General features: G+C 66.8%; 23 protein-coding genes. 5 read left to right on the top strand and 18 right to left on the bottom strand.

Annotation, left to right across the window (positions count from 1 at the left end):
* Positions 1-168: 168 nt before the first annotated feature.
* Genes E3328_RS04620 through E3328_RS21760 form a run of 4 tightly spaced genes read left to right on the top strand, consistent with a single transcriptional unit; the run spans position 169 to position 1,332 of the window.
* Positions 169-414, top strand: coding sequence for a hypothetical protein (locus E3328_RS04620; RefSeq protein WP_246022896.1), 246 nt, complete (start codon positions 169-171; stop codon positions 412-414).
* The gene (locus tag E3328_RS22695; protein ID WP_281275756.1) at positions 404-529 is read left to right on the top strand and encodes a hypothetical protein; all 126 of its coding nucleotides are present in this window, start codon (positions 404-406) and stop codon (positions 527-529) included. Before E3328_RS04620 ends, E3328_RS22695 begins: the two co-directional genes overlap by 11 nt.
* Complete coding sequence (locus tag E3328_RS04625) at positions 522-1,169, top strand: J domain-containing protein (protein ID WP_135363434.1); 648 nt, start codon at positions 522-524, stop codon at positions 1,167-1,169. Before E3328_RS22695 ends, E3328_RS04625 begins: the two co-directional genes overlap by 8 nt.
* Positions 1,156-1,332: a hypothetical protein gene (locus E3328_RS21760; RefSeq protein WP_167837300.1), complete on the top strand. Its 177-nt coding sequence runs from the start codon at positions 1,156-1,158 to the stop codon at positions 1,330-1,332. The genes E3328_RS04625 and E3328_RS21760 overlap by 14 nt, the downstream gene beginning before the upstream one ends.
* Positions 1,333-1,335: 3 nt before the next feature.
* On the opposite strand, the gene E3328_RS04630 is transcribed toward E3328_RS21760, so the two are convergent.
* The 7 genes from E3328_RS04630 to E3328_RS04660 all read right to left on the bottom strand — a co-directional run bounded on the left by E3328_RS04630 (position 1,336) and on the right by E3328_RS04660 (position 9,561).
* A complete protein-coding gene (locus E3328_RS04630; RefSeq protein WP_135363435.1) occupies positions 1,336-3,192 on the bottom strand; it encodes an outer membrane protein assembly factor BamB family protein in 1,857 nt (618 codons plus the stop codon).
* A 3-nt stretch (positions 3,193-3,195) separates the two neighbouring features.
* On the bottom strand, positions 3,196-5,265 hold the full coding sequence (locus E3328_RS04635) for an RHS repeat domain-containing protein (protein ID WP_135363436.1): 2,070 nt from the start codon (positions 5,263-5,265) through the stop codon (positions 3,196-3,198).
* Between the two features lie 3 nt (positions 5,266-5,268).
* On the bottom strand, positions 5,269-6,225 hold the full coding sequence (locus E3328_RS04640) for a hypothetical protein (RefSeq protein WP_135363437.1): 957 nt from the start codon (positions 6,223-6,225) through the stop codon (positions 5,269-5,271).
* A gap of 240 nt (positions 6,226-6,465) precedes the next feature.
* Positions 6,466-7,533, bottom strand: coding sequence for a hypothetical protein (locus tag E3328_RS04645; protein WP_135363438.1), 1,068 nt, complete (start codon positions 7,531-7,533; stop codon positions 6,466-6,468).
* 169 nt (positions 7,534-7,702) lie between these two features.
* Positions 7,703-8,224, bottom strand: coding sequence for a hypothetical protein (locus E3328_RS04650; RefSeq protein ID WP_135363439.1), 522 nt, complete (start codon positions 8,222-8,224; stop codon positions 7,703-7,705).
* A gap of 3 nt (positions 8,225-8,227) precedes the next feature.
* Entirely contained in the window at positions 8,228-9,154 is a 927-nt protein-coding gene (locus E3328_RS04655; RefSeq protein ID WP_135363440.1) for a hypothetical protein, read from the bottom strand.
* On the bottom strand, positions 9,151-9,561 hold the full coding sequence (locus tag E3328_RS04660; RefSeq protein ID WP_135363441.1) for a hypothetical protein: 411 nt from the start codon (positions 9,559-9,561) through the stop codon (positions 9,151-9,153). The genes E3328_RS04655 and E3328_RS04660 overlap by 4 nt, the downstream gene beginning before the upstream one ends.
* 204 nt (positions 9,562-9,765) lie before the next feature.
* Between E3328_RS04660 and E3328_RS04665 the strand changes: the two genes are divergently transcribed.
* On the top strand, positions 9,766-10,485 hold the full coding sequence (locus E3328_RS04665) for a site-specific integrase (RefSeq protein WP_167837301.1): 720 nt from the start codon (positions 9,766-9,768) through the stop codon (positions 10,483-10,485).
* A 93-nt stretch (positions 10,486-10,578) separates the two neighbouring features.
* Here E3328_RS04665 and E3328_RS04670 read toward each other — a convergent pair whose 3' ends face one another.
* From E3328_RS04670 to E3328_RS22700, 11 genes are all read right to left on the bottom strand, one after another.
* Positions 10,579-11,454: an alkaline phosphatase family protein gene (locus tag E3328_RS04670; protein WP_135363443.1), complete on the bottom strand. Its 876-nt coding sequence runs from the start codon at positions 11,452-11,454 to the stop codon at positions 10,579-10,581.
* Between the two features lie 33 nt (positions 11,455-11,487).
* Positions 11,488-13,140 (bottom strand): glycoside hydrolase family protein, encoded by a 1,653-nt coding sequence (locus E3328_RS04675; protein WP_135363444.1) that lies wholly within the window; start codon positions 13,138-13,140, stop codon positions 11,488-11,490.
* Between the two features lie 2 nt (positions 13,141-13,142).
* Positions 13,143-13,484, bottom strand: a complete 342-nt coding sequence (locus E3328_RS04680; RefSeq protein ID WP_135363445.1) for a hypothetical protein — start codon at positions 13,482-13,484, stop codon at positions 13,143-13,145.
* A 32-nt stretch (positions 13,485-13,516) separates the two neighbouring features.
* Positions 13,517-14,041 (bottom strand): hypothetical protein, encoded by a 525-nt coding sequence (locus tag E3328_RS04685; protein ID WP_135363446.1) that lies wholly within the window; start codon positions 14,039-14,041, stop codon positions 13,517-13,519.
* Positions 14,038-14,466, bottom strand: a complete 429-nt coding sequence (locus E3328_RS22465; protein WP_135363447.1) for a hypothetical protein — start codon at positions 14,464-14,466, stop codon at positions 14,038-14,040. The genes E3328_RS04685 and E3328_RS22465 overlap by 4 nt, the downstream gene beginning before the upstream one ends.
* A gap of 1 nt (position 14,467) precedes the next feature.
* Positions 14,468-15,334, bottom strand: a complete 867-nt coding sequence (locus E3328_RS04695) for a hypothetical protein (protein WP_135363448.1) — start codon at positions 15,332-15,334, stop codon at positions 14,468-14,470.
* Positions 15,335-15,534: 200 nt separating this feature from the next.
* Positions 15,535-15,849, bottom strand: coding sequence for a hypothetical protein (locus E3328_RS04705; RefSeq protein WP_135363450.1), 315 nt, complete (start codon positions 15,847-15,849; stop codon positions 15,535-15,537).
* 2 nt (positions 15,850-15,851) lie between these two features.
* Positions 15,852-16,202, bottom strand: coding sequence for a hypothetical protein (locus tag E3328_RS04710; RefSeq protein ID WP_135363451.1), 351 nt, complete (start codon positions 16,200-16,202; stop codon positions 15,852-15,854).
* 11 nt (positions 16,203-16,213) lie between these two features.
* The gene (locus E3328_RS04715) at positions 16,214-17,290 is read right to left on the bottom strand and encodes a hypothetical protein (protein ID WP_135363452.1); all 1,077 of its coding nucleotides are present in this window, start codon (positions 17,288-17,290) and stop codon (positions 16,214-16,216) included.
* A gap of 12 nt (positions 17,291-17,302) precedes the next feature.
* Positions 17,303-18,778, bottom strand: coding sequence for an XkdF-like putative serine protease domain-containing protein (locus E3328_RS04720; RefSeq protein WP_209452132.1), 1,476 nt, complete (start codon positions 18,776-18,778; stop codon positions 17,303-17,305).
* Positions 18,779-18,790: 12 nt separating this feature from the next.
* The gene (locus E3328_RS22700) at positions 18,791-18,922 is read right to left on the bottom strand and encodes a hypothetical protein (protein WP_281275757.1); all 132 of its coding nucleotides are present in this window, start codon (positions 18,920-18,922) and stop codon (positions 18,791-18,793) included.
* Positions 18,923-18,974 lie beyond the last annotated feature (52 nt).

The following is an 18,974-nucleotide window of genomic DNA, read 5'->3' on the forward strand; positions in this document are numbered from 1 at the left end:
CCCGAAGCGCGGTCAGGCGTGCTCCAACACGCCCCGGCCAACTTCTGACCGGCGTCCCGCGCTTCACAGTACTTACTATGCACTGGTGCGTAGTAAAGGTTTGCATTGGTGCGTAGTACGCACTGGTGCAAAGTTATTAGTGTGCGCCAGTGCATAGTCTTAGGTGAGATGCCGCCGAACAACCCGGGTCAGATGGGTCGATATCGCGCCTTGATGACCGACACCGATCGGGAGTACATCTCCGGCGAGGGGGATGCCACAGAACACCAACGCCAGCAGTCAGTCACGCGTGTCCGCAGTCGTATACAGGACGAGATCCCCCAGGATATCGAAATCCTTCGGGAACACCGCCCGGACCTGCTGGAGGAACTGCGGGAGGTCGTATGCGAGGGGGAGGGTGACGATGACGAGTGACGACGATCGCGTGTCCGACGAGGACGAGCTGGACGTGCCGGCGCCGGACCCGGACCTCCCCGGAAAGGTCCGCGAGGACCTCGCAGAGGATCCCGAGGAGGACGAGGATGCCTGAACAGATGTCCCGTATCGACTGGCCCGAGGGCTACGACCGCACCGACCCGGACGGCCGCGAGCCCTACCCCGGCAACATCACGCTTGACCACGCCGAGGCGTTCCGCTCGATCCCGGAGGAACTCGAAGCGTGGGGCGCGACGCTCGACCGCGTCGAGTTCGCGGCGACGGCCTACGCGAACGACTCGAACATCCCGCACAAGAGCGCCGACCCCGACGACCCCGGCGTCGCCGTCTACTTCCGGCGCGTCGACGAGCACGCCGACCGCGGGTACGCGCTGGCCTGTGATCGGTGGGACTCGCTCCGGGACAACGCCCGGGCGATCGCGCTGTACGTGCGCCGGAAGCGCCTGGCCGAACGGTGCGAAGTCGCGACCGCCGAGTCGGAGTTCGAGACCGCGGCGCTGCCGCCCGGCGACGGCGCCGAGGGCGACGACGTGATCGTCGCCGGCGCGCCCGAGCCCGAGCTGGGCGCGGACCGGGCGGCCGACCTGCTCGGCGTCGCGCCGGACGCGCCGGACCGCGTCGTCGAGACGGCCTTTCAGGAGGCCGTCAAGGACGGCCACCCCGACCAGGGCGGTGACGCCTCTATGTCGCGCCTGAAAGAGGCGCGGGAGGTGCTGACCGATGCCGACCAGTGACCGCGAGGCCCGCGACGTGCTCGCCGAGCTGGAGCGCGAGCAACGCGACTTCGAGACCTTCCTCGCGGGTGTCCGCGTCGGGACGCGCATCCCGGCCGATGTCGACGCCGAGGAGTTCCGCGAGCGCGTCCTCGACGGCTTCGACGCCCACGTCCAAGACTGACCCTTACTCCAGCGCGTAGACGTTGTTGTCGCCGCTGCCGATGAACAGCCGCCCGGAGTCGAGCGCCGGCGGTGACCACACGAGGAACGACCCCGCCGACGCGGTCCAGTTCTCGCTGCCGTCACTGACCGCCAGCCCGTAGACGTTGCCGCTGCCGTCGCCGAAGTAGACCGTGTCCGACGTGACCGTCGGCGACGACTGGACGGCGTCGGCCGCCTGATAGGCCCACTCCTGAGAGCCATCGCTGGCCGCCAGCGCGAACACGTTGTTCTGGCCGGTCGCCGTGGTCGCGGCGAACACCGACCCGTCGCGCACGGACGGCGAGACGAACACGTCGCCGCCGAGCGCGGTCGACCACGTCTCACTGCCGTCGCCGGCGTCGAGCGCGTAGACGGTGTCGTCGAAGCTCCCGACGTAGACGGTGCCGTCGACGACCGCCGGCGAGGAGCGCACCTCGTTGCCGGTCGCGACCGTCCAGACTTCGCTCCCATCGGACGCGTCGAGCGCGTAGACGGTGCTGTCGTTGGACCCGACGTAGACGGTGCCGTTGGCGACCGCCGGCGAGGAAACCACGTCACCCCCGGTCGCGTAGGTCCACTGTTCGCTGCCGTCGCTCGCCGCCACCGCGTAGACCGAGTCGTCGTTGCTGCCGACGTAGACGGTCCCGTCGACGACCGCCGGCGACGAGGAGATCGTGTTGCCGGTCGCGTAGGTCCACTCCTCGCTCCCGTCGGCCGCCGACAGCGCGTAGAGCGTGCTCCCGGCGCCGACGTAGACGGTCCCGTCGACGACGGCCGCCGACGAGAGGATCCCGCTGCCGAGACCGGTCGACCACTCCTCGGAGCCGTCGCTGGTCGCCAGCGCGTACATGGAGGCGTCCCGGCTCCCGACGTAGACGGTCCCGTCGACCACCGCCGGCGACGCCTGGACGAGCGACCCCGTCGTGTAGGTCCACGCCTGGCTCGACGAGCCGGTCGGGCCCGTGTTCGCCGTCGCGCCCGTGTTTTGTGCGTCCACCTGGTACTGCGCGAACCCGCCGTAGGAGACGGTCGTCGGCGCGCTCACCGGCTCGATCCGGTAGGTCCAGCGGCCGGAGACGCCGGCGACAGACCCGCCGGTCGCGTTCGAGATCTCGAAGCGCACGTCGGCCGGCCCCGAGACGGTCGCCAGCGGGTCGCCAGTCGCCCGCTTGGCCTCGGTAGCGTGGTGGACCGTCCCGCCACCCTCCGTGACGACACGCGCCGCGAGACCGGTCGTTGCGGACAGCGTGTCCGACACCACGCCCGCCCGGTAGAGGGCGATGCGCTCGGTCTCGGTGATGCGCTCGCGGTAGTAGCGCGTCTCGCCGTCGACCAGGCTCGGCGCGTCGACGACCGCCGGTGGCTCGTCGGGCCCGTCGCCAGTGGTTGCGACGCCCGGCAGGTCCGACGGGATGGGCGACCGCCCGCGGACGGCCTCGTCGACCCTCCGCGAGGCCGTGTCGACCGTGCCCGCCAGCAGCGCGTCGGGCCCGGGCGGCTCGTCGGCGTCGCGCACCTCCCAGACGTTGTCGCCGCGGAAGTAGACGAAGTTGGTCGTCCCGCTGGCCAGCCCCAGCCCGGAGACCGCCTCGACCGTCACGAGTTCCTGCCGATCCCCGGTGTAGCGGGCGATGCGCCCGGCGCCGATCGACAGCGAGGGGCCACTGGAGTCGTACGAAAAGCTGCAGCCGCCGGGGATCACGAAACTCGACAGGAAGGCGAACCCCTCGTAGGTCGAGAGGTCAAGCTCGCCGGCGATGTTGCCGTCGCCGTCGTCGGGGATCCCGGGCCGGCGTTCGCGAATCTGTGCGGTCGGGGTGGCGGTGGAGACTTGAGCCATGGGTTATCGGGAGTGGCGGGCGACGCTTTCGATGCGCGAGCGGAAGCCCGAGAAGACGCTGTCGATGGGCTCGCGGGCGTCCAGGCGGACCGAGGCCCCAGCGGGTGTCGCCTCGATGTCGACCGTCTCCAGGCTGGCGACGGGTAGCCGGGCGGAGACGAGGTCGGCGACCGGCGAGTAGGTGGTGTTGCCCCGGAGTTCGGCCGTCGCGTCGTAGGTCGGCGACGAGGCGGCGTCGAGGATCTCCTCGGCGGCCAGCCGACACGCCCGGTCCGAGCGCAGGGGCAGCTCGTCGATCGTCTGCGACCGGATGGGCGCGGTCGCCCCGTCGCGGGTGACCGTCGCGCTCGGCTGGAACTGGTAGGAGACGAGCAGCTCGGCGCCGGCAGGGATCGGGTCGGCCCGCGGCGGGTCGTCGACCGTCTGGAGCGTGCCGGCGTCGTAGTCGATCGTGTAGTGGGTGCCGCGCTCGTAGGTCTGGCTGGAGTCGGCGTCGGTCACGGTCTCGCTCCCCTCGACGACCTGGCCGTTGTCGAGGTAGGCGTCGGGCGTGAACGACGCGCCGACATCCTGCAGGATGGCCGGGGCGACGCGGACGGCCTCGCGCTCCACGTCGACACGGCCGCCGAGGATCCGGACCTCGTCAAGGCGGTCGTCGACGCGCTTTTCCACCGAGTAGTTCTCGATGTCGGGCTGGGTGGACTGGCGACTCCCGGACTGGACGAACCGGACGATCTCGTTGCCCTGGTCGTCGGTGTCGAACGTCCAGATGAAGTCACCCCGCAGCGTGTCGGCCAGCTCCGTGAGGACCTCCGCGACGGTGCCGTCGACGGTCTCGTCGACGACCAGCGGCATGGTCGAGAGGTCGGCGACCAGCCGGAAGCCCGTCAGCCGGTTGGCCTTGAAGCCGTACTCCGGCGTCTCCGTGCTGTCGCTCCCGTAGCGGGTGACGACCACGTCCACGTCGGCGACGGCGCCGTAGCTGTCGAAGTCTACCTCCTCGGTCGCGTACTCCGACTCGGCGCCGTTGCTCAGGTCGAACGTCCCGGGCTCGTTGTCCGCCCAGTAGCCCTTGATGCGGAGGCCCGTGACGGCGCGGGTGACCAGCGGCTCCCGCAGCGAGACGGGCAGCGCCGCCGGGTGCGTTTCGGGCCCGGTCACGAGGTCCGGGTCGAAGTCGTAGTCGAAGCCCGCGTCGTAGACGGCGATCGCGTCGGGGGCGACCGCCGTGAGTGCCGTCCCGCCGGCGTCCTCGGTCGCGATGCACTGCACCGTCAGCGTGTGCTCGCCGGCGTCGAGACGCTGGTCGGCCCCCTCGCGACGGATCCACGTCGGCGCCGTGTCCACCGTCGTCCCGGGTTTGACCTCGCCGATGACCGAGCCGTCGACGGCGAGTTCGAGGCCGACGATGTCGCCGGTCGTGTCGATGTCGACCGCGGCGCCGACGCGCTCGGCCGGGATGGCGTAGCCCAACTCGACCGTCAGCTCGACGGCCTTGCTCTGGGCGTCGAGCGTCGTCGATGGCTCGCCCAGGAACAGCGTCTGGTGGCTGGTTACATCGCCGTCGACGACCCGAGCCGGCGAGTCGTCTGCGGGCGGCTCGATGTCCGTCGTCGCGAGGCCGTCGGTCTTGTCCCAGACGAGCACGTCCTGCTCGGTGGTCTCGGCGACCTCGGACTCGAAGCCGTAGCTGGTGTTGTCCTCAACGACGCGGCGGGCGGCCTCGACGGTCGGGATGTTCGAGAACGACGCCTCGGCGCTGTCGTCCAGCTCATCGCCGCCGATAGCGCGGAGGATCGTGACGCCCGCCGACGGCCGGTCCTCGAAGCCGACGAGACGGTCGTACGGCTGTTCGACGCCGTCCTTGAGGACGTGCACGCTCGCATCCTCGTACGCAGAGGCGAACCACTCAGGATCGCCATTGCTGTCGCGGTTCGGCGGCACGGCGAACTCCAACACGGGCCGGCCGTTCGCCGCGGGGATCCGCCGGGGCATGTTCTCCCCAGCCGGCGCGTACAGCGGCGGGGAATGGTCGTCCCCTCCGGCGTCGGTGATCGTGATGTCCCAGGACACGGGTTAGACCTCCCGCAGATCCAGATCGAAGCCGTAGATGCCGCTGGCTCGTGGGTCGACCGGCAGGATGCTCGACTCGTCGCCCAGCGCGAACGTACCCGTCAGCGGGTTGTCCGGCAGGTTCGGTGAGACCACCTCCACCCTGTCGACGCCGTCGTTGGCGAGGATCTCGTCGCGGAGCGTGGTCGCGATTGACTCGGCCTCCTGGCCGCGGAACGCTCCCTGGAGAGCGACCCGTTTCGGGAGGAGTTTCGTGACGAGCGTGGTGGGGTTGCTCCCACCGTCGTTGCCGTTCGTGTCGACCAGGCCACTCTCGGCGGCGAACCGGCGGAGTGCCTGCTCGCCGAGCCCGAGCGTGTCCATCGGGAGCGGGATCCGCGGCGTCGACAGGCCGGCGGGCTGGAGCCACATCTCGGCGTTCGGCGCACCGAGGCTGTCGACCGTCTCCGAGAGGTTCGCGGCCTCGACGAGCGTGAGCCGGACGCCCGCCTCCGAGGAACTCTCCCGACGGTTGGTATCGATGTCACGCTCGGTCGGCACGACCGCGAGTGGGCCGAACTTGCCGTCCTCGGAGTACTCGGCCCATTCGAAGGTAGCCGTCCGTGTGGAGTCAATCCTCGCGTTCGCGAGGTCGTGCATGAACGTTTGAGCCTTGCTGACGGCGCTGTCGCTCGGGACCGTGTTTCCGAATGTGTCGTCGCTGTCCTCGTAGACGACGGCCTCGATGTTGAACGTCCGCGTTCCGGCACCGACGCCAGCAAACGCGCTCTGCATGGGCGAGTCGTCGACGCCCTGCTGGCCGCCTGTTTGCTGGAGCCAGTTTTCGAAGATCGCGGTGAACTGACCACCCTGGCCGTCGTACAGAAACGAGGTGATGTGATTCTCGTCGACGATGAGATCGTCGGTGAAGCGATACGTCCCGCTGTCTCCGGGAAGGTCTAATCGAACTCCGTTTAACATGTCTGAAAGGTCCTGTCGGATCCGCCGGTAGTTTTAGGCTGGTCGCCAAGAACCGACCACTATGAACGGGTCTCGGACTGCACTCAGGGTGACTGCCTTTGCTGTTGGGTTGGTCGCCATCGGCGGTGGCCTCGTTGCGGTCCTCCAGTCGTTTCTGGCCACCCTGGCGTTACTGGCGATCGTCGTCCTACTTGTCTACGCGAGCGATATCCGCCTCGTTGTTCGTTGAGTCAGGCTGGTTCACCGGCGGTTGGAGAGTTTCCGCTCCAGCCGATTCTCGAACTGGTCAAGCTCTTCCTCGACGATTCGCTCGACCTCCCGCTGCTCGGTCCCGACATCCACGTGGTTAGTAACCGATACCGTGGTGCTTGCGCCACTCTCAGCGGGGCCGGCGCCACCCGAACCGGCTTGGAACGCAGCTGCCTGTTGCCGGTTGGTTGACTCGCCAATCCGGGAAAGGTCCGCGCCGGTCGGTGAACGATTTTCCCCACCGGGCGGTTCGACGTTGGGCTCCATGAACGGATACAGCTCTTGGGCCCTGTGCGTCATCCGCTGGTCCCAGTTCGCAAACGCCTCGCCACCAGGGACGTTGCTGACGAAGTTCCGGAAGTGATCTCCTATCGAGTCTGGACCGGACGGGGCGTCATCACCACCGCCGCCACCACCTCCAACCCGACCTGTTGCCGAGACGGCGACGCTCACGTCGACCTCAGGATCCTCGACCGGGATCTCCGACGACGGCATGTCGACCGGGATCGGATCCGGCTCGGTCACCGGCAGCGGCACCCACTCGGGCTTTTTCACTCCGACGGAGTCGCTGCCGAGTAACTCTTCGAGTGCGCCGATCCCACCCGACGCCGCGAGCGCTGCGGCGGCCCCCGACAGCGCCGTCGCCGATGTCCCCAGTGCAGAGGCCGCGCCGGTGAGTGCCGCCGCCCCGCCTGCCTCGCCAGCGTTGCCGAGGGTATCGGAGATGGTGCCCCAGATGCCGCCCAGGCCGCCACCACCGCCACCGCCACCGCCGGCGAGCCCGCCACCGGGACCACTCTCCAGCAGCTCCTCCAGCAGCATGTTTCGGCGCTGGTCCTGTTGCGAGATCTCGGCGAGATAGTCGCTCTGGTCCTGCAGCTCACTGGAGATGCGGCGCATCCCACGCCCACCCGCGCCGGCGCCGCCACCGTCAGTGACTGGTCGCGGGGCGATCCCTCCCACGTCACCCAGCTCGCGCTCGATGACGCGGCGGGCCTCTGCGAGCGACTCGTCGGTGATCTCGATGTCGACGCTCGCACTCGTCTCGAAGTCGCTCATGGCTGGAACACCTCACGGAGCGTCGGGAGCGCGGTCAGGTACAAGTCTACGTCTTGGACGGACATGCTGTCGATCTCCTCGGTCGTGAACCCGCGGTGTATCAGCGCGGCCCGTGCAAACCAGTAGTACGTGGCTGGCTCGGACAGGTCGAGCGCGTCGACACCGCGGCCTACGCGTTTCCCACCGCGTCGGGGAGCGCCGTCTGGTCGCGGATCCGATCGACGATCCACTCCGTCACCTGCGGGTACTCGCTGGACAGGGTCGCAACCAGTTGTCCGTGGGCGGCGGCGCTGGTCGGGTCGTCGATGTCGTCGGAGACGAACGGCGCGTCGACCAGCCCCGCGGCCGCCTCGTAGAGGTCGCGCGTCCCGACAGCCCCGGCGTCGCCGAAGCCGGCGGCGCCCGCTTCGGCCTGGACGCTTTCGAGCTTGTCCCGGACCAGCGCCTTGTCGCCCATGTCGAGCCCGCCGACCGTGACGGTCGCGTCGGCGCCGTAGCCGTCGAAGTCGCTGTCGTCGCCCTCGATGAGGTACTGGACGGCGCTGGCCTTCCGGGCGAGGTGACCCCGGACGGTGTCGACCGCCGCCGCGTCTTCCTCGCTGTCGGTCTCGACGGCGTCGAGGTCGTCGTAGGCGTCCTGTAGTCGCTCCAGTTCGTCGCCGAGTGTGATCGTGGTGGTGTTGAGAGGCATGAGTTAGGCTGTCTGGGCGAAGGATCCGTCGACGTTGAACGTGACCGACTCACTGGCCGTGGCGTCCGAACTCACGAGATCCTGCCAGTCGTAATCGTTCGGCCGGAGCGCGCCGAGCGAGTAGTCGGCGACCGTCCCGGCAGCCGTCTCGAAGCTGACTGCACCCGAGACGCCGCCGATCTCGTCGGCGGGCGAGGTCGCGGTGGTCGTCCCGTCGTAGGCCCGGGAGAGTGTGTCGGCCGTGCGGATGTCCGCGTCAGCGGTCAGCTGGACTTCCGGCGTCGCGCGGATCGCATCCGACGGTTCGCGACTGGTCCCGCGGACGAGTCGGGCGAGGTTCGACAGCGACAGTTCGGCGCTGTTCAGCGACGCCGACCACGGGGTAGAGCTGTCGATGCTGAACGTCGACCCGTGGAACGGTGCCTCGTCGGTGGCGCCGGTGAGCGTGTCCGGGGTGATGGTCGTGTTCTTGTCCTCCGTCGCGTACGGGCCGGTCAGCGTGACGCGGACGATCTCCGACGTGGTGTAGGCGATCGTCGCCTCGGTCGCAACCCAGCCCTGCACCTGCCGCTCGACAGTCGTCGTGCTCGACACCGAGTCGGCGAACTCCAGACCCATGTACCACTCCGCGGATGGGACGTGCCCGGTCCCGAAGACTTGGTCACCCGAGCCGTTGGTGTCGTCGAACAGCAGGTCGTGGAAGTCCCCCGTGGAGAGGTTGAAGCTCACCGAGAGGGCACCCTCCAGCTGCTGTGCGACCGACCGGTCGGCGATGACGCTGTCCGGCTTGCGGACTCGGGTGAGGTAGTTCTCGATCGTGAGGTTCTCGACGGTGACATCTGACCCGGGGATGACGTACGCCGGATCCGCGGCGGTACCGTCGTTGTACGCGCTTTCGAGCGCGTAGGCAACTGTACTGTTTCCGCTCATGCCGAGAGGTCCTCCGTGATCTGGAAGTCACCGATGGCAACGGTCGACTGGTTACCCGACCCGTCGTCGGTGATATCGAGCTGGTGCTGGACCGTCCCGGGGTCGACCCCCGACGTGTCGGCGCTGTCGAGAGTCACCTCGACCACGCCGCCCGACGCGTCACTGATGGAGATGCCACCACCACCGTCGTTGTCCTTCGTGGCAGTCGTGCCGCCGCTGCTGTCGGTGAGCACCCACTCGAAGGTGTAGCCGGAGATGTCGACGGTCGTCTCGTGATCCGGCGTGTTGTGAACGGTGAACGCCAGGACGGCGTCCTCGTTCTGGACGAAAACGGGTGTGCCGCCGATCCCGATGTCGACGCCGGTCGTCGTTGCGACTGATGCGTTGAGGTTGTACGTGTAGACCATGGTCTGTGTCCGAAAAACGCCGTGTTGCTCCCTCGCGCCGGCCCACGGCGACCGGCGGTCATCGGGGATCCACTTAGTTACTGATAACGTACCAAAATGTTATACGCGCAGACATACACGCTTGTCACGAGCGCGGTGGGTCACGCAGGAAAGTGGCCCCGGTGGTGGAGACACCGACGCCGCGCTCCGGCAGGTGACCGAAGCATGGCAACCAACGCAGCGGACGGATTTAGGAGTACCGCCAACCAGACCACCCACTCGAAAGAAGACGCCCTCGACGAGGTCGAGTTCGAACTGCTGTTTGAGGGCGCCAGCAGCCTCGACGACTATTACGGGATCCAGGCCCAGTTCGTCATCCTCGTCCTCGGTCGCCTCGGTCTCCGCCGGGGCGAACTCTGCCACATGCGGGAGTCGTGGGTCGACTGGCGCAACGAGGAGATCTGCATCCCGCGCCAGCAGGACTGCCACGGCGAGCGCCAGGGCGACGGCCCGTGCGGCTACTGCAAGCAGCTCGCCCGCCAGCGCGCTGAGGTCAACGAGGGGATCTCGTACGAGCGCGCCCTCGAAGACGTGTGGAAAGCCAAGACCGACGCGGCGGCCCGCGGTGTCTACTTCGGGTTCGACCCGCGCGTCCAGCTGTTCATCGAGCGGTTTTTCGACCGCTTCGACTCCTGGACGTGGTCGGCGACGGCCATCAACCGCCGGGTCGACAAGGCCGCCGCGGCCGCCGACGGCGTCTCCGTCGACGAGGTCCGACCCCACAGCCTCCGGGCGACGGCGGCGACGAACCTGGCGGGGAAGGGCGCTGATATGCATAGTCTGATGCAGTTCTTTGGCTGGGCCCAGCCGGAGACCGCCGAGTTCTACATCGCGCGGAACTCGACGGCGACCGCCCGGCAGCTCGACGCGATCCACCAGGGGTAGGCCCGCGACTCGTTTTTTCGCGACCTTTCTTTCAGACGGGGACGGCGAGAAGCGCCCGACCAGAGCCGCCTACAGGACTGACCGATTAGTCCGTTAGAGATAGCCCAAAGCTTCGAGTTGATCACCAACATCGGCAGAGTCGATTTTTGACCCACTACCGTCCCGAATCGTGCGGCGTTGATCTGTCGGAACAACGTGCCATGGCACCGTGCGGAGGATCTCGTGTTGGAACCCATAGGGATGGCCGTAGAAACCTGCAATTCCAACATTCGGGAGCAACGGTTCGCCCAGGAGTTCGCCGTGATCTGCGGTGATCACGGTCTTCCCTAATTCCGCGTCGATTACTGGTCTGATCGCTTCTTGAACGATCTCAAAGTTCTCTCGATATGCCTTTTGAACCAGTTCTTGTGACACCCCATTGCGAGATATCGCCTTCTGGAGTGGTTCTCTCTCGAACGAGATCTCCTGCCCCGTCTGCCCAAGGTAAGGCGCATGAGGCTGCATATAGTGCGCTAACACCCGCTTTTCTGGGTACTCGGCAGCAACCTCCAAGACACGATCTGTGACTCGTTCTGGGTCGGTTAATTCGCGTGCTTCGTCATCTGGTTCTACCCACTCAAAATGGTGGACACGTAACCCGACCTCATCCGCTAATTCCCTGTAAAACGGATTCGTAGCTACGATGACGAGGTCATCATAATCGCCCACGAAGTTGCCCCGAACCCACTCCTCGCTCGTCGAGCCTCGTGACCACACCTTTCGAAGGTCGCCGTCGATCTCGCAGTGTTTCTCAAAAACATCGTAACGGCAGGCATCTAAGACGAGTAGAACATCCCAATCCCTGGTATGGATATTGACCCCATTTGTATCAAACGGTGGATTTTGTCTCACCTTCCGTTCCCTCCAGAACTCTGTCGCTGTAACTTTCGGGTTCTTAATCGCAAATGTAAGTTGGCCCATACCCACCATTTGGCAGGTATCGCGGCTGCTTTCCTAATATAGTTACGCCCAGTTGGGAAGGTCGACCGCCTCGTTCCAACTTGACCCGTCCGATACGACAAGCTCCCCGTTCCCGTCGCCGTCGGGGTCCCACGATGGCGAGGCCCATGCCATCGAACGGTTGATGTGAGCGGGCGCAGAGTCGAACGCGGGCATGTTCGGCCCGAACGACAGGTCGCCAGTTTCGGCGTAGATCGTCGACACAGTCCCAACGATCTCGACGTTGTCGACGTGCCCCGTCGAGTCAGGCTGGAGGTTGAGGAATGAATCGGCGCGTCGGATCGTCCCACCACGAATGTTGGTATCGTACCAGCCCCCGTCCGATTCGACCTTCAGCACGTCTCCGTTCTGAAGCCCGTCTTTCTGGAGGTCGAACGTACCAAGCTCGACATCGCATCGTTCGACGGTCCCACCGCTGGGGACGCGGATCGCAGCGTTTAGCGATGCATCGTTGGTTTGCCCCCCAAGGTCGACCGTCGTGTCGGCCAGTAGCCCGCCGACCTTGAGGATTGCAGCGCAGTCAACACCAGACACGTTCGAAATCGACGATCCGTGCAATTCCGCCGCCACATTGACGGGATTTTCCCCGTTCTTGGTGACGATGTTGTCGATGGTGACGTTTCTGACGGGCTGCATGATCGTCACGCCCCGCTCGTTGTTCGAGACGACGTTTTCCACGGTGATGTTACTGAAGTCCTTGAACGAGCTTGCCCCGAGACCGAAACCAAGCGAGACGGCCGCGCTCCCCTGCAATCCGTCCTTGTGCATCACGGTGCCTATCGTGATATCCTCGACGATACTATTTCCGTACTGCCAGACACGGACAGCGTTACCAGATCCGTCTTGAGATGAACGCCGACGGATGTTTTCGAACGTGACGTTTCGCACGGGGCCGCCAGACCCGTCCATCAGATGCTCGTCGTAGTCGTTCGCCGAGGTCATGTCGTCGCCCGTGCGACCATCGAAGTCACGGATAGTGACGTTGTCCGCGGGACCGAGGACTTTGATGCCGTCCATGTTGTCGGTCTCGCCGTTCTGCCACCACGTGATCCCGCTTGCCGACGACTCCGTGACACCCTCGATTTTTCCGCCCCAGGCGTTCGTATTCCGCACGATCCCCCTCCCGTGCATGTGGAGGTTGTCGACGTTGTAGAACCGAAATCCGAGGTTGACCAGCGCATCGGATGTTGAACGTGCAATCTCGGTCTGGTTGAGGTTGTTTCCATCGAAGACTGCGTTCTGGTACTCGATGACGATGTACTGGTCACCATTCTGAAAGTCGGCATTCCGTACGAGATTGTCGTCAGTGCCATCTGCGAGGAAAATATAGCAGTTCTCGAACACGACGTACGTGTACGAGGGGATAGAGAGGTGCTGGGTAAGCTCCCACGCATTCTCCGCCCACGTCGGATCGCTCATCGACCCCGTCGAGTCCGACACGTCGTCGGGTCCTGGGCCGTTGACGACAACCTTGTTGAAGCCGACGGTTGATGCGGCGGCGTCGACCGCGTTCTGGATCATCTCACCACCGTTTGCCCCGCTGAAGTTCTCGGCGTGATAGGTGTTATTTAGAACCTCTGTACTGAGCGCCGGCCCCTCCAGCGTCCCGTCGCGCTTCTCCCGCCACTGCCGCAGGAAGTTCCGCAGGATCCCCATCGCTACTTCGCCCCCTGGAGCGTGACCGTCGCGGTCTCGCCGTCGGCCGCCGCGGTCGTCACGCGCACCCGCATGTGCCGGTCACCCAGCACGAACGCGTCGCGGATGTCCTGCGGGTCCGCCTCGTCGGCCTGGTCGTAGACGACCTCGTTCTCGAACCAGTCGTCGGCGCCGGGCTCGTCGACCGCGGCGACATCGATCGCGTACGACGCGTCGGCCGTCGCCTCGATGTTGACCGAGACGACGTGGTCACTGGGCACCTCCGCCCGGACGATCTCGCCGGTCGTGCTGATGTCGGCGTCCTGTTCCACGTGGTGGTTCTGTCGAAGGTTGAACTTGGGCATGGTCTACCTCAGTACTGAAAAACGCGGGCCGCTCAGAGTTCCTCGAAGCCGTCAAACACGACATCGAAGTCGTAGCGGTGGTACTCCGACCACTCGGCCATCGCCGGCGACTCGTTGGTGAGCGTCAGGTGCGTGAACGCGACGTTCGTCCGCCCGGCGCCGGGCCACTGCAGCGCGTCGTACAGCGTCGCCTGGATCTGCTCGACGAGCGCGTCGTCGCGGCCCTGAAAGACGACGCCGTCCTGGCCCGTCGGGTCGACGTGGCCGTACCCGCCGGAGTACCCCTCGACGCGGACGCCGACGACCTCGTCGAGGTCGAGGTCGGGCTCGGTGCCGGTGTACTCGCCCGCCCGGTCGGCGAACCGGGCGCCGACGAAGTTGGCACGCTTGAAGTCGTCGGTCTTGTCCTCCATCGCGGCGGACATGTCGAAGGTGCCGCCACCGTCGTAGATGAGCGAGTTGTCGCGGTCGACCCGCCACAGCGGATGGGCGTCGGGCTGGGCGTCGACGACGGCACCCAGCTCGTCGAGGACCCACTCGACTGGCTTCGCGGTCATGCCGAGACCACCCGCCGGACCTCGTTGAGCGCGTCACGCACCGCGCGGGACTCGGGGATCCCGCCCGTCTCGCTGCCCCACTCGACAGACTCGGTGGTGACCCACGTGTCCTTGGCCTCCCAGTAGAAGTGCAGCAGCGGGTTCCCCTCGATCGTATGCTCGGAGACGCCGAACTCGAACAGCGCCGTCAGCTCCGGCCACTCGACGCGGAGCTGGACGCTGTCGCCGTCGCGAGAGACGATTGGACCCTCGGCGTCTTGCCAGATGTGCTCGATGTCGTAGTCGTGGCGGTTCGCGTAGGCCTCGAAGTTCTCACGGGCGGCCTGCTTGAGTTGCGGGCCGATCTCGTCGCGGACCGTCTGTTCGACCTCGTCGAGGATGGCCTCCCGGAGGTCGTCCTCGAAGTCGCTGGCGAGTTCGACCATGCTACGCCTCCATCTCCGTCTCGTAGACGCTGAGCAGCTCGTCGGCCTTCTCGCGCATCCGATCGGCCTTGGTCTCGACGTTGTACACGGTCGCGTTCTCGGGGATCTGGATCGCCGCTTCCTCAGCGAACTCGGCGCCGGCACGCAGCGCCACGGCCCGGCGGACGTTCCGCGGGATCCCCTTGTGGCCGTAGTCGATGTCGACGTAGACGGCGTTCGACAGCGACGCGAGGTCGTCGTCCATCGCGTGGACATCCAGGTACAGCTCGCTCACCCCGCCGTTGTTGACACGCACCCAGTAGTCCTCGCCGCGGTGGGTGTTGCCGACGCCGCCCGTCTTCTCCTGGGCCCAGTCGTCGTAGCCGCCGTCGGCGTTGATGACCGCGAGCGTGTTGACGGCCTTCACATCCTTCCGTTCGAGCCTGATCCGCGTGTAGGCCGGAACGTCGTCGTGGTGGCCGTCGTGGTACTCGCCGATGGCGATGCGGATCTCCTGCTTGGGCTCGCTCCAGTCGTGGCGACGCCGGCGCTCGTGGCGCGGCCCCGCTTCCAGCAGCGCGTCACTGTTCGGGCTGTACCGGTGGGGTTCGACCTCGCTGTCGCCGTGGACCAGCCCGCCGTGGCGCGGGATATCGTGCTCGTCGTCGCGATTGGCCGCCTCGGTCGGGATCTCGACCTCGCTCGCCTCGTTGAGGATGTCAGCGCCCGACGGCGCGTACCAGTGGCGGTGCCAGGTCTTCTCCAGCGGTTCCGTCTCGGCGACGATCGCGTCGACGGCGAGGCGCTTATCCTGGCTCACGTCGCCGGGGAGGTCCGCCTCCCGGAGCGCGCGCCGAAGGTCCGCCAGCGTGCAGTACCCCTGGGCCATGGGTCGCTACTCCTCCACCAGCTCAGCCACGACGACGGCCGCCCATTCGCCTGAGCCACCAGTCCGGGAGGCGTCGACACTCTTGATTCGGGACACGTCATGCCGGTCCCGGAGGTCGGACTCCACCGCGCTCAGTGCCTCTTGGTACGTCTCGTCCGCTGGCCGCCGGTCGGATCGAGTGATAGTCTCTTCGGGCACGGTCACTCCCCCTTGTAGTCGTCCCAGGCGTCGGGGTGAGCGCTGGAGGCGTGCTGGCCGACGTTCTCACCCTCGTACTCGTCGCACCAGGGGCACTCGCCGGCGTCGATCCGCTCCGCGATGACATCGTCCGCGAGGCTCTCGACCTCGTCGGCGGTGATGTCCTCGCCGGCGTCGTCGACCCGCTCGAAGTCGCCGCGCTCCGAGAGGTAGCCCGCGAACGCACCGTCCACGTCGACGCGGTCGCCGACGGAGACGCGCTCGCCGATCCCCCGCAGCAGGACCTCACCCCCGGCGACCTTCTCGAACACCGGCATGGTCAGGCGCTCCCGGTCGCGACGACGACCCAGCCGCTGGTCGTCCCGTCGATGTTCTTGACGGTCGCCGTGGCGCCCTGGGTCGTGATGTTCGCCGGCCCGGTCCCGACGAAGTTGGCGTCGTCGAACGACAGCGTCGGGGTGTTGGCCCCGCCGTCGTGGACGACCGTCACCTCGTGGCCTTCGCGAGCGGCGGCGTCGAGGTCGACCGTGTTGGTCCCGTCGGCAGTGACGACGTGGGCCCTGGTGGTCTCGTCGACGACAGTGTCGGCGCCGTTCGCCGGCGCGTCGGTCGCCACGTAGGGCGAGTCGCCCTCGAAGTGGTTGCGGACGCGGCCGTTAGTGGTGCTCATCGGTCACCACCTCACGCCGTCGGGGACTGCAGGTCGGTCACGAGGACGCCGGCCTGCATCTGCTTGATCTGGAAGTCGAACTGCCCCTCCAGCCAGTTGCGGGAGTGGAGCCGGTTCTCGTGGACCTTGTCGGTGTCGGTAGTCTGGTCGAGCTCCATCTCCTCGAACAGCCCGAAGGCGAGATTCGAGGGGTCGGTGAACATCAGGTACTCGTCGGGCCAGCCGTTGATGCCGACGAGGTCGTAGTTGAACGGCGTGATGTCCGAGTCCCCGAAGATGACGGCGCTGCCGAGCGGGTCCTCGCGCTCGGTGAGCGACATCGTGTAGCCCTGCACCTGGTTGGGCGAGGTCAGCAGGACCGGGTCGTAGGCGTCGGACTCGCGATAGCGACTGTCGAGCGTCTGGATGGTCTCGTTGAACAGCGGCGTGTCCAGCGGCTCCGGGTTGCCGCTGCCGTCAGTGTTCGCGATCGTGGGCATCGAGCCCGCGTCGGCGGTGGCAGTGTCCTCCAGGCCGAGGCGCGTGCTGCTGCCGCTCTCCTGGCTCTGCGTGTCGCCCTCGGCACGGGCGATCCAGCCGTCCCAGGTGTTGTCGAGCTCGGCGGCGCCGCCGATGCTCTGGAGGTTGCCCGAAGAGGCGCCGGCGCGGATCCCCATCAGCCCGAGGTCGTTGCCGTAGCGCTCGACGAACTGGTCGACGATGTAGTCACCGAACTGGTCGGGCCCGTAGTGAGTGTTCTTGAGCGCGTCGCGCTTGGGCTCGACGAGGATGTAGTAGCTCTTGTCGGTCGCGTTGAACTTGACGGTGCCCGACTCGGCCGCGGAGTTCTCGGTCCGCGTGCCCTCCTCGTCGCGGGTGTGACCGGAGAGGCGCGGCACCCCGAACTGGGGCACCTCCATCTCCAGGCGGGCGAGCGTCATCGTGTCGGCCATGCCGAGGATCTGGACGCCCTTCTGCATCCGCTCCAGGAACTCCTCGGTAACGTCGACCGGGAGCTGGAAGCCGTCGAGTTCGGCGAGGCCGATGTCCTTCTCGGCCGTGCCGGCCAGTTCGTTCTCGCGTCGGACTGCGTCGATGGTAGAACTCATGTGTTGAACACCTCAGGAAAGTAGCTCGCCGACCTGGCTCAGCTTGTCGTCACCCTCACCGCCGTCGCCGGTCGCGGCCGAGCGGACCTGCCCGCTGGCCCCGCCCTGCTCGGCGATGGTGTTGACCCGCTGTTCGAGGGACTTGATCTCGGACTGCAGCTCCTCGATGTCGCCGCCGGCCGCCTCTTCCTCGACGCCGAGCGCGGCCTTGAGCTCGGACTCGGAGACCTCGACGGTCTCGCCGCCGATCTCGATCTCGCGGGTCTTCTCCTCGCCGGTGATGGCGCGGTGGATCTCGTCGACCTTGTCGCTCAGGTCGTCGATCTGTTCAGCGTTCTGCTCGGCGAGGGACTTCTCACCCTCGCCGTCGTTGGGGTTGTCGCTCATGGTGGTGTCGTCGTCCGGCGTGTCGCCGCCGGCGGCGTAGTTGGCATCCGCTTCCCCGTCGCCCTCGTCGTCCTCGTCGTGGTCGCCGACCGCCTCACGGGCATCGTGCTCCGAGAGGTCGAAGTCCACGTCGTCGCGGTCGGTGAACCGCATCATGTCCTCGCCGACGCCGGCGTCGTGCAGGATGTCGAGGTTCGCGTCGACGGCGGCCATCGCCGACTCGCGGTTCGCCTGCGAGAGCGTGCGGCCCTCTTTCGACGCCCCGCGTGGGTCGGCGTCGGGCGTCTCGGCGACGTTCGCGCCACCCTCCCCAGCGTCGCCGCCGGAGAGTGCCGAGAGGAACGCCCTGCCGGCGCGGGTGATCGGGTTGTCTGACTTCTCACCCGGCTGGCCGGCGCCTTCGAGGTCGGCGGCCTCGTTGAGGACATCCCACATCCGCTCAGCCTCGGCCTCGCTGTGGCCGCGCTCCATCGCCTCCTCGATGAAGCCGTCGCGGTTGCCGAGGTAGTCGCCGAGTCGCTTTTCGGCGTCGTCCTTCGAGAGGATCTCCGCGTCGGGGACCGCGGGGATGTCGACGGTCGACACCTCGCGCATGATCCCCTCGACGATCCGCCAGATGAGTTCCTCGTCGCCGATCTCCGGCGGCACCTCGACATCGTCGACGGCGTCGTCGTCCTGCTCGTAGGGGCCGTCCCAGCGGACGCTGTCGATGCCGACCGAGTAGCCGGCGAGGATCCCGTCGGCGACGAGCTGCCAGAGGTCGTCGTTGTTGTACTTCCACGACTGGACCCACGCGCCGGCCGGCGCCGTCTCCCCGCCGATCGTCTCCGGCTCGTCGAGCACCTCGTTCCGTTCGAGGTCGAGCCAGTCGTCGGGGAAGACGGCGTGCATGATGCCGCCGCCGGCCTCGCCGACGCTCTCGAAGTTCTCGAACTGCTCGGCGAACGCGCGGATCTGGTCCTCGCGGACGAAGTCGTTCTGCAGGTCGGCCTTGTCCGGGACCATGACGATCCCGGTGGCGACCTGCTCGTCGTCGTCCTTCGCGACCCACTCGACATCCTTCCGGATGGCGCTGGGCCCGTCGGACTTCTTGGTCTTCATGGGGGGCATCCGTCAGCCCCCATTCTGTTCGTCGTCCTCGTCGGCGGCGTCCGCGTCGGCGTCCCTGGTCTTGTCGAGCTGCTGGGCACGACCGGTGCCGAGGACGCCACGCTTGCTGCCGCGCTTGCTGTCGTTGTCGCTCATGGTCTCGTAGTCAGTGCCCGGTCGTGCCTCGCGCGGGGGAGTCGGGCGCTCC

It is taken from the genome of Halosimplex halophilum, assembly GCF_004698125.1.
GTDB classification, from domain to species: domain Archaea; phylum Halobacteriota; class Halobacteria; order Halobacteriales; family Haloarculaceae; genus Halosimplex; species Halosimplex halophilum.

What these genes read in the sequence shown, in the direction of transcription:
- E3328_RS04620 (WP_246022896.1), top strand. Translation starts at nt 169, where the DNA reads ATGCCGCCGAACAACCCGGGTCAGATGGGTCGATATCGCGCCTTGATG.
- E3328_RS22695 (WP_281275756.1), top strand. Translation starts at nt 404, where the DNA reads ATGACGAGTGACGACGATCGCGTGTCCGACGAGGACGAGCTGGACGTG.
- E3328_RS04625 (WP_135363434.1), top strand. Translation starts at nt 522, where the DNA reads ATGCCTGAACAGATGTCCCGTATCGACTGGCCCGAGGGCTACGACCGC.
- E3328_RS21760 (WP_167837300.1), top strand. Translation starts at nt 1,156, where the DNA reads ATGCCGACCAGTGACCGCGAGGCCCGCGACGTGCTCGCCGAGCTGGAG.
- E3328_RS04630 (WP_135363435.1), bottom strand. Translation starts at nt 3,192, where the DNA reads ATGGCTCAAGTCTCCACCGCCACCCCGACCGCACAGATTCGCGAACGC.
- E3328_RS04640 (WP_135363437.1), bottom strand. Translation starts at nt 6,225, where the DNA reads ATGTTAAACGGAGTTCGATTAGACCTTCCCGGAGACAGCGGGACGTAT.
- E3328_RS04645 (WP_135363438.1), bottom strand. Translation starts at nt 7,533, where the DNA reads ATGAGCGACTTCGAGACGAGTGCGAGCGTCGACATCGAGATCACCGAC.
- E3328_RS04650 (WP_135363439.1), bottom strand. Translation starts at nt 8,224, where the DNA reads ATGCCTCTCAACACCACCACGATCACACTCGGCGACGAACTGGAGCGA.
- E3328_RS04655 (WP_135363440.1), bottom strand. Translation starts at nt 9,154, where the DNA reads ATGAGCGGAAACAGTACAGTTGCCTACGCGCTCGAAAGCGCGTACAAC.
- E3328_RS04660 (WP_135363441.1), bottom strand. Translation starts at nt 9,561, where the DNA reads ATGGTCTACACGTACAACCTCAACGCATCAGTCGCAACGACGACCGGC.
- E3328_RS04665 (WP_167837301.1), top strand. Translation starts at nt 9,766, where the DNA reads ATGGCAACCAACGCAGCGGACGGATTTAGGAGTACCGCCAACCAGACC.
- E3328_RS04670 (WP_135363443.1), bottom strand. Translation starts at nt 11,454, where the DNA reads ATGGTGGGTATGGGCCAACTTACATTTGCGATTAAGAACCCGAAAGTT.
- E3328_RS04675 (WP_135363444.1), bottom strand. Translation starts at nt 13,140, where the DNA reads ATGGGGATCCTGCGGAACTTCCTGCGGCAGTGGCGGGAGAAGCGCGAC.
- E3328_RS04680 (WP_135363445.1), bottom strand. Translation starts at nt 13,484, where the DNA reads ATGCCCAAGTTCAACCTTCGACAGAACCACCACGTGGAACAGGACGCC.
- E3328_RS04685 (WP_135363446.1), bottom strand. Translation starts at nt 14,041, where the DNA reads ATGACCGCGAAGCCAGTCGAGTGGGTCCTCGACGAGCTGGGTGCCGTC.
- E3328_RS22465 (WP_135363447.1), bottom strand. Translation starts at nt 14,466, where the DNA reads ATGGTCGAACTCGCCAGCGACTTCGAGGACGACCTCCGGGAGGCCATC.
- E3328_RS04695 (WP_135363448.1), bottom strand. Translation starts at nt 15,334, where the DNA reads ATGGCCCAGGGGTACTGCACGCTGGCGGACCTTCGGCGCGCGCTCCGG.
- E3328_RS04705 (WP_135363450.1), bottom strand. Translation starts at nt 15,849, where the DNA reads ATGCCGGTGTTCGAGAAGGTCGCCGGGGGTGAGGTCCTGCTGCGGGGG.
- E3328_RS04710 (WP_135363451.1), bottom strand. Translation starts at nt 16,202, where the DNA reads ATGAGCACCACTAACGGCCGCGTCCGCAACCACTTCGAGGGCGACTCG.
- E3328_RS04715 (WP_135363452.1), bottom strand. Translation starts at nt 17,290, where the DNA reads ATGAGTTCTACCATCGACGCAGTCCGACGCGAGAACGAACTGGCCGGC.
- E3328_RS04720 (WP_209452132.1), bottom strand. Translation starts at nt 18,778, where the DNA reads ATGAAGACCAAGAAGTCCGACGGGCCCAGCGCCATCCGGAAGGATGTC.
- E3328_RS22700 (WP_281275757.1), bottom strand. Translation starts at nt 18,922, where the DNA reads ATGAGCGACAACGACAGCAAGCGCGGCAGCAAGCGTGGCGTCCTCGGC.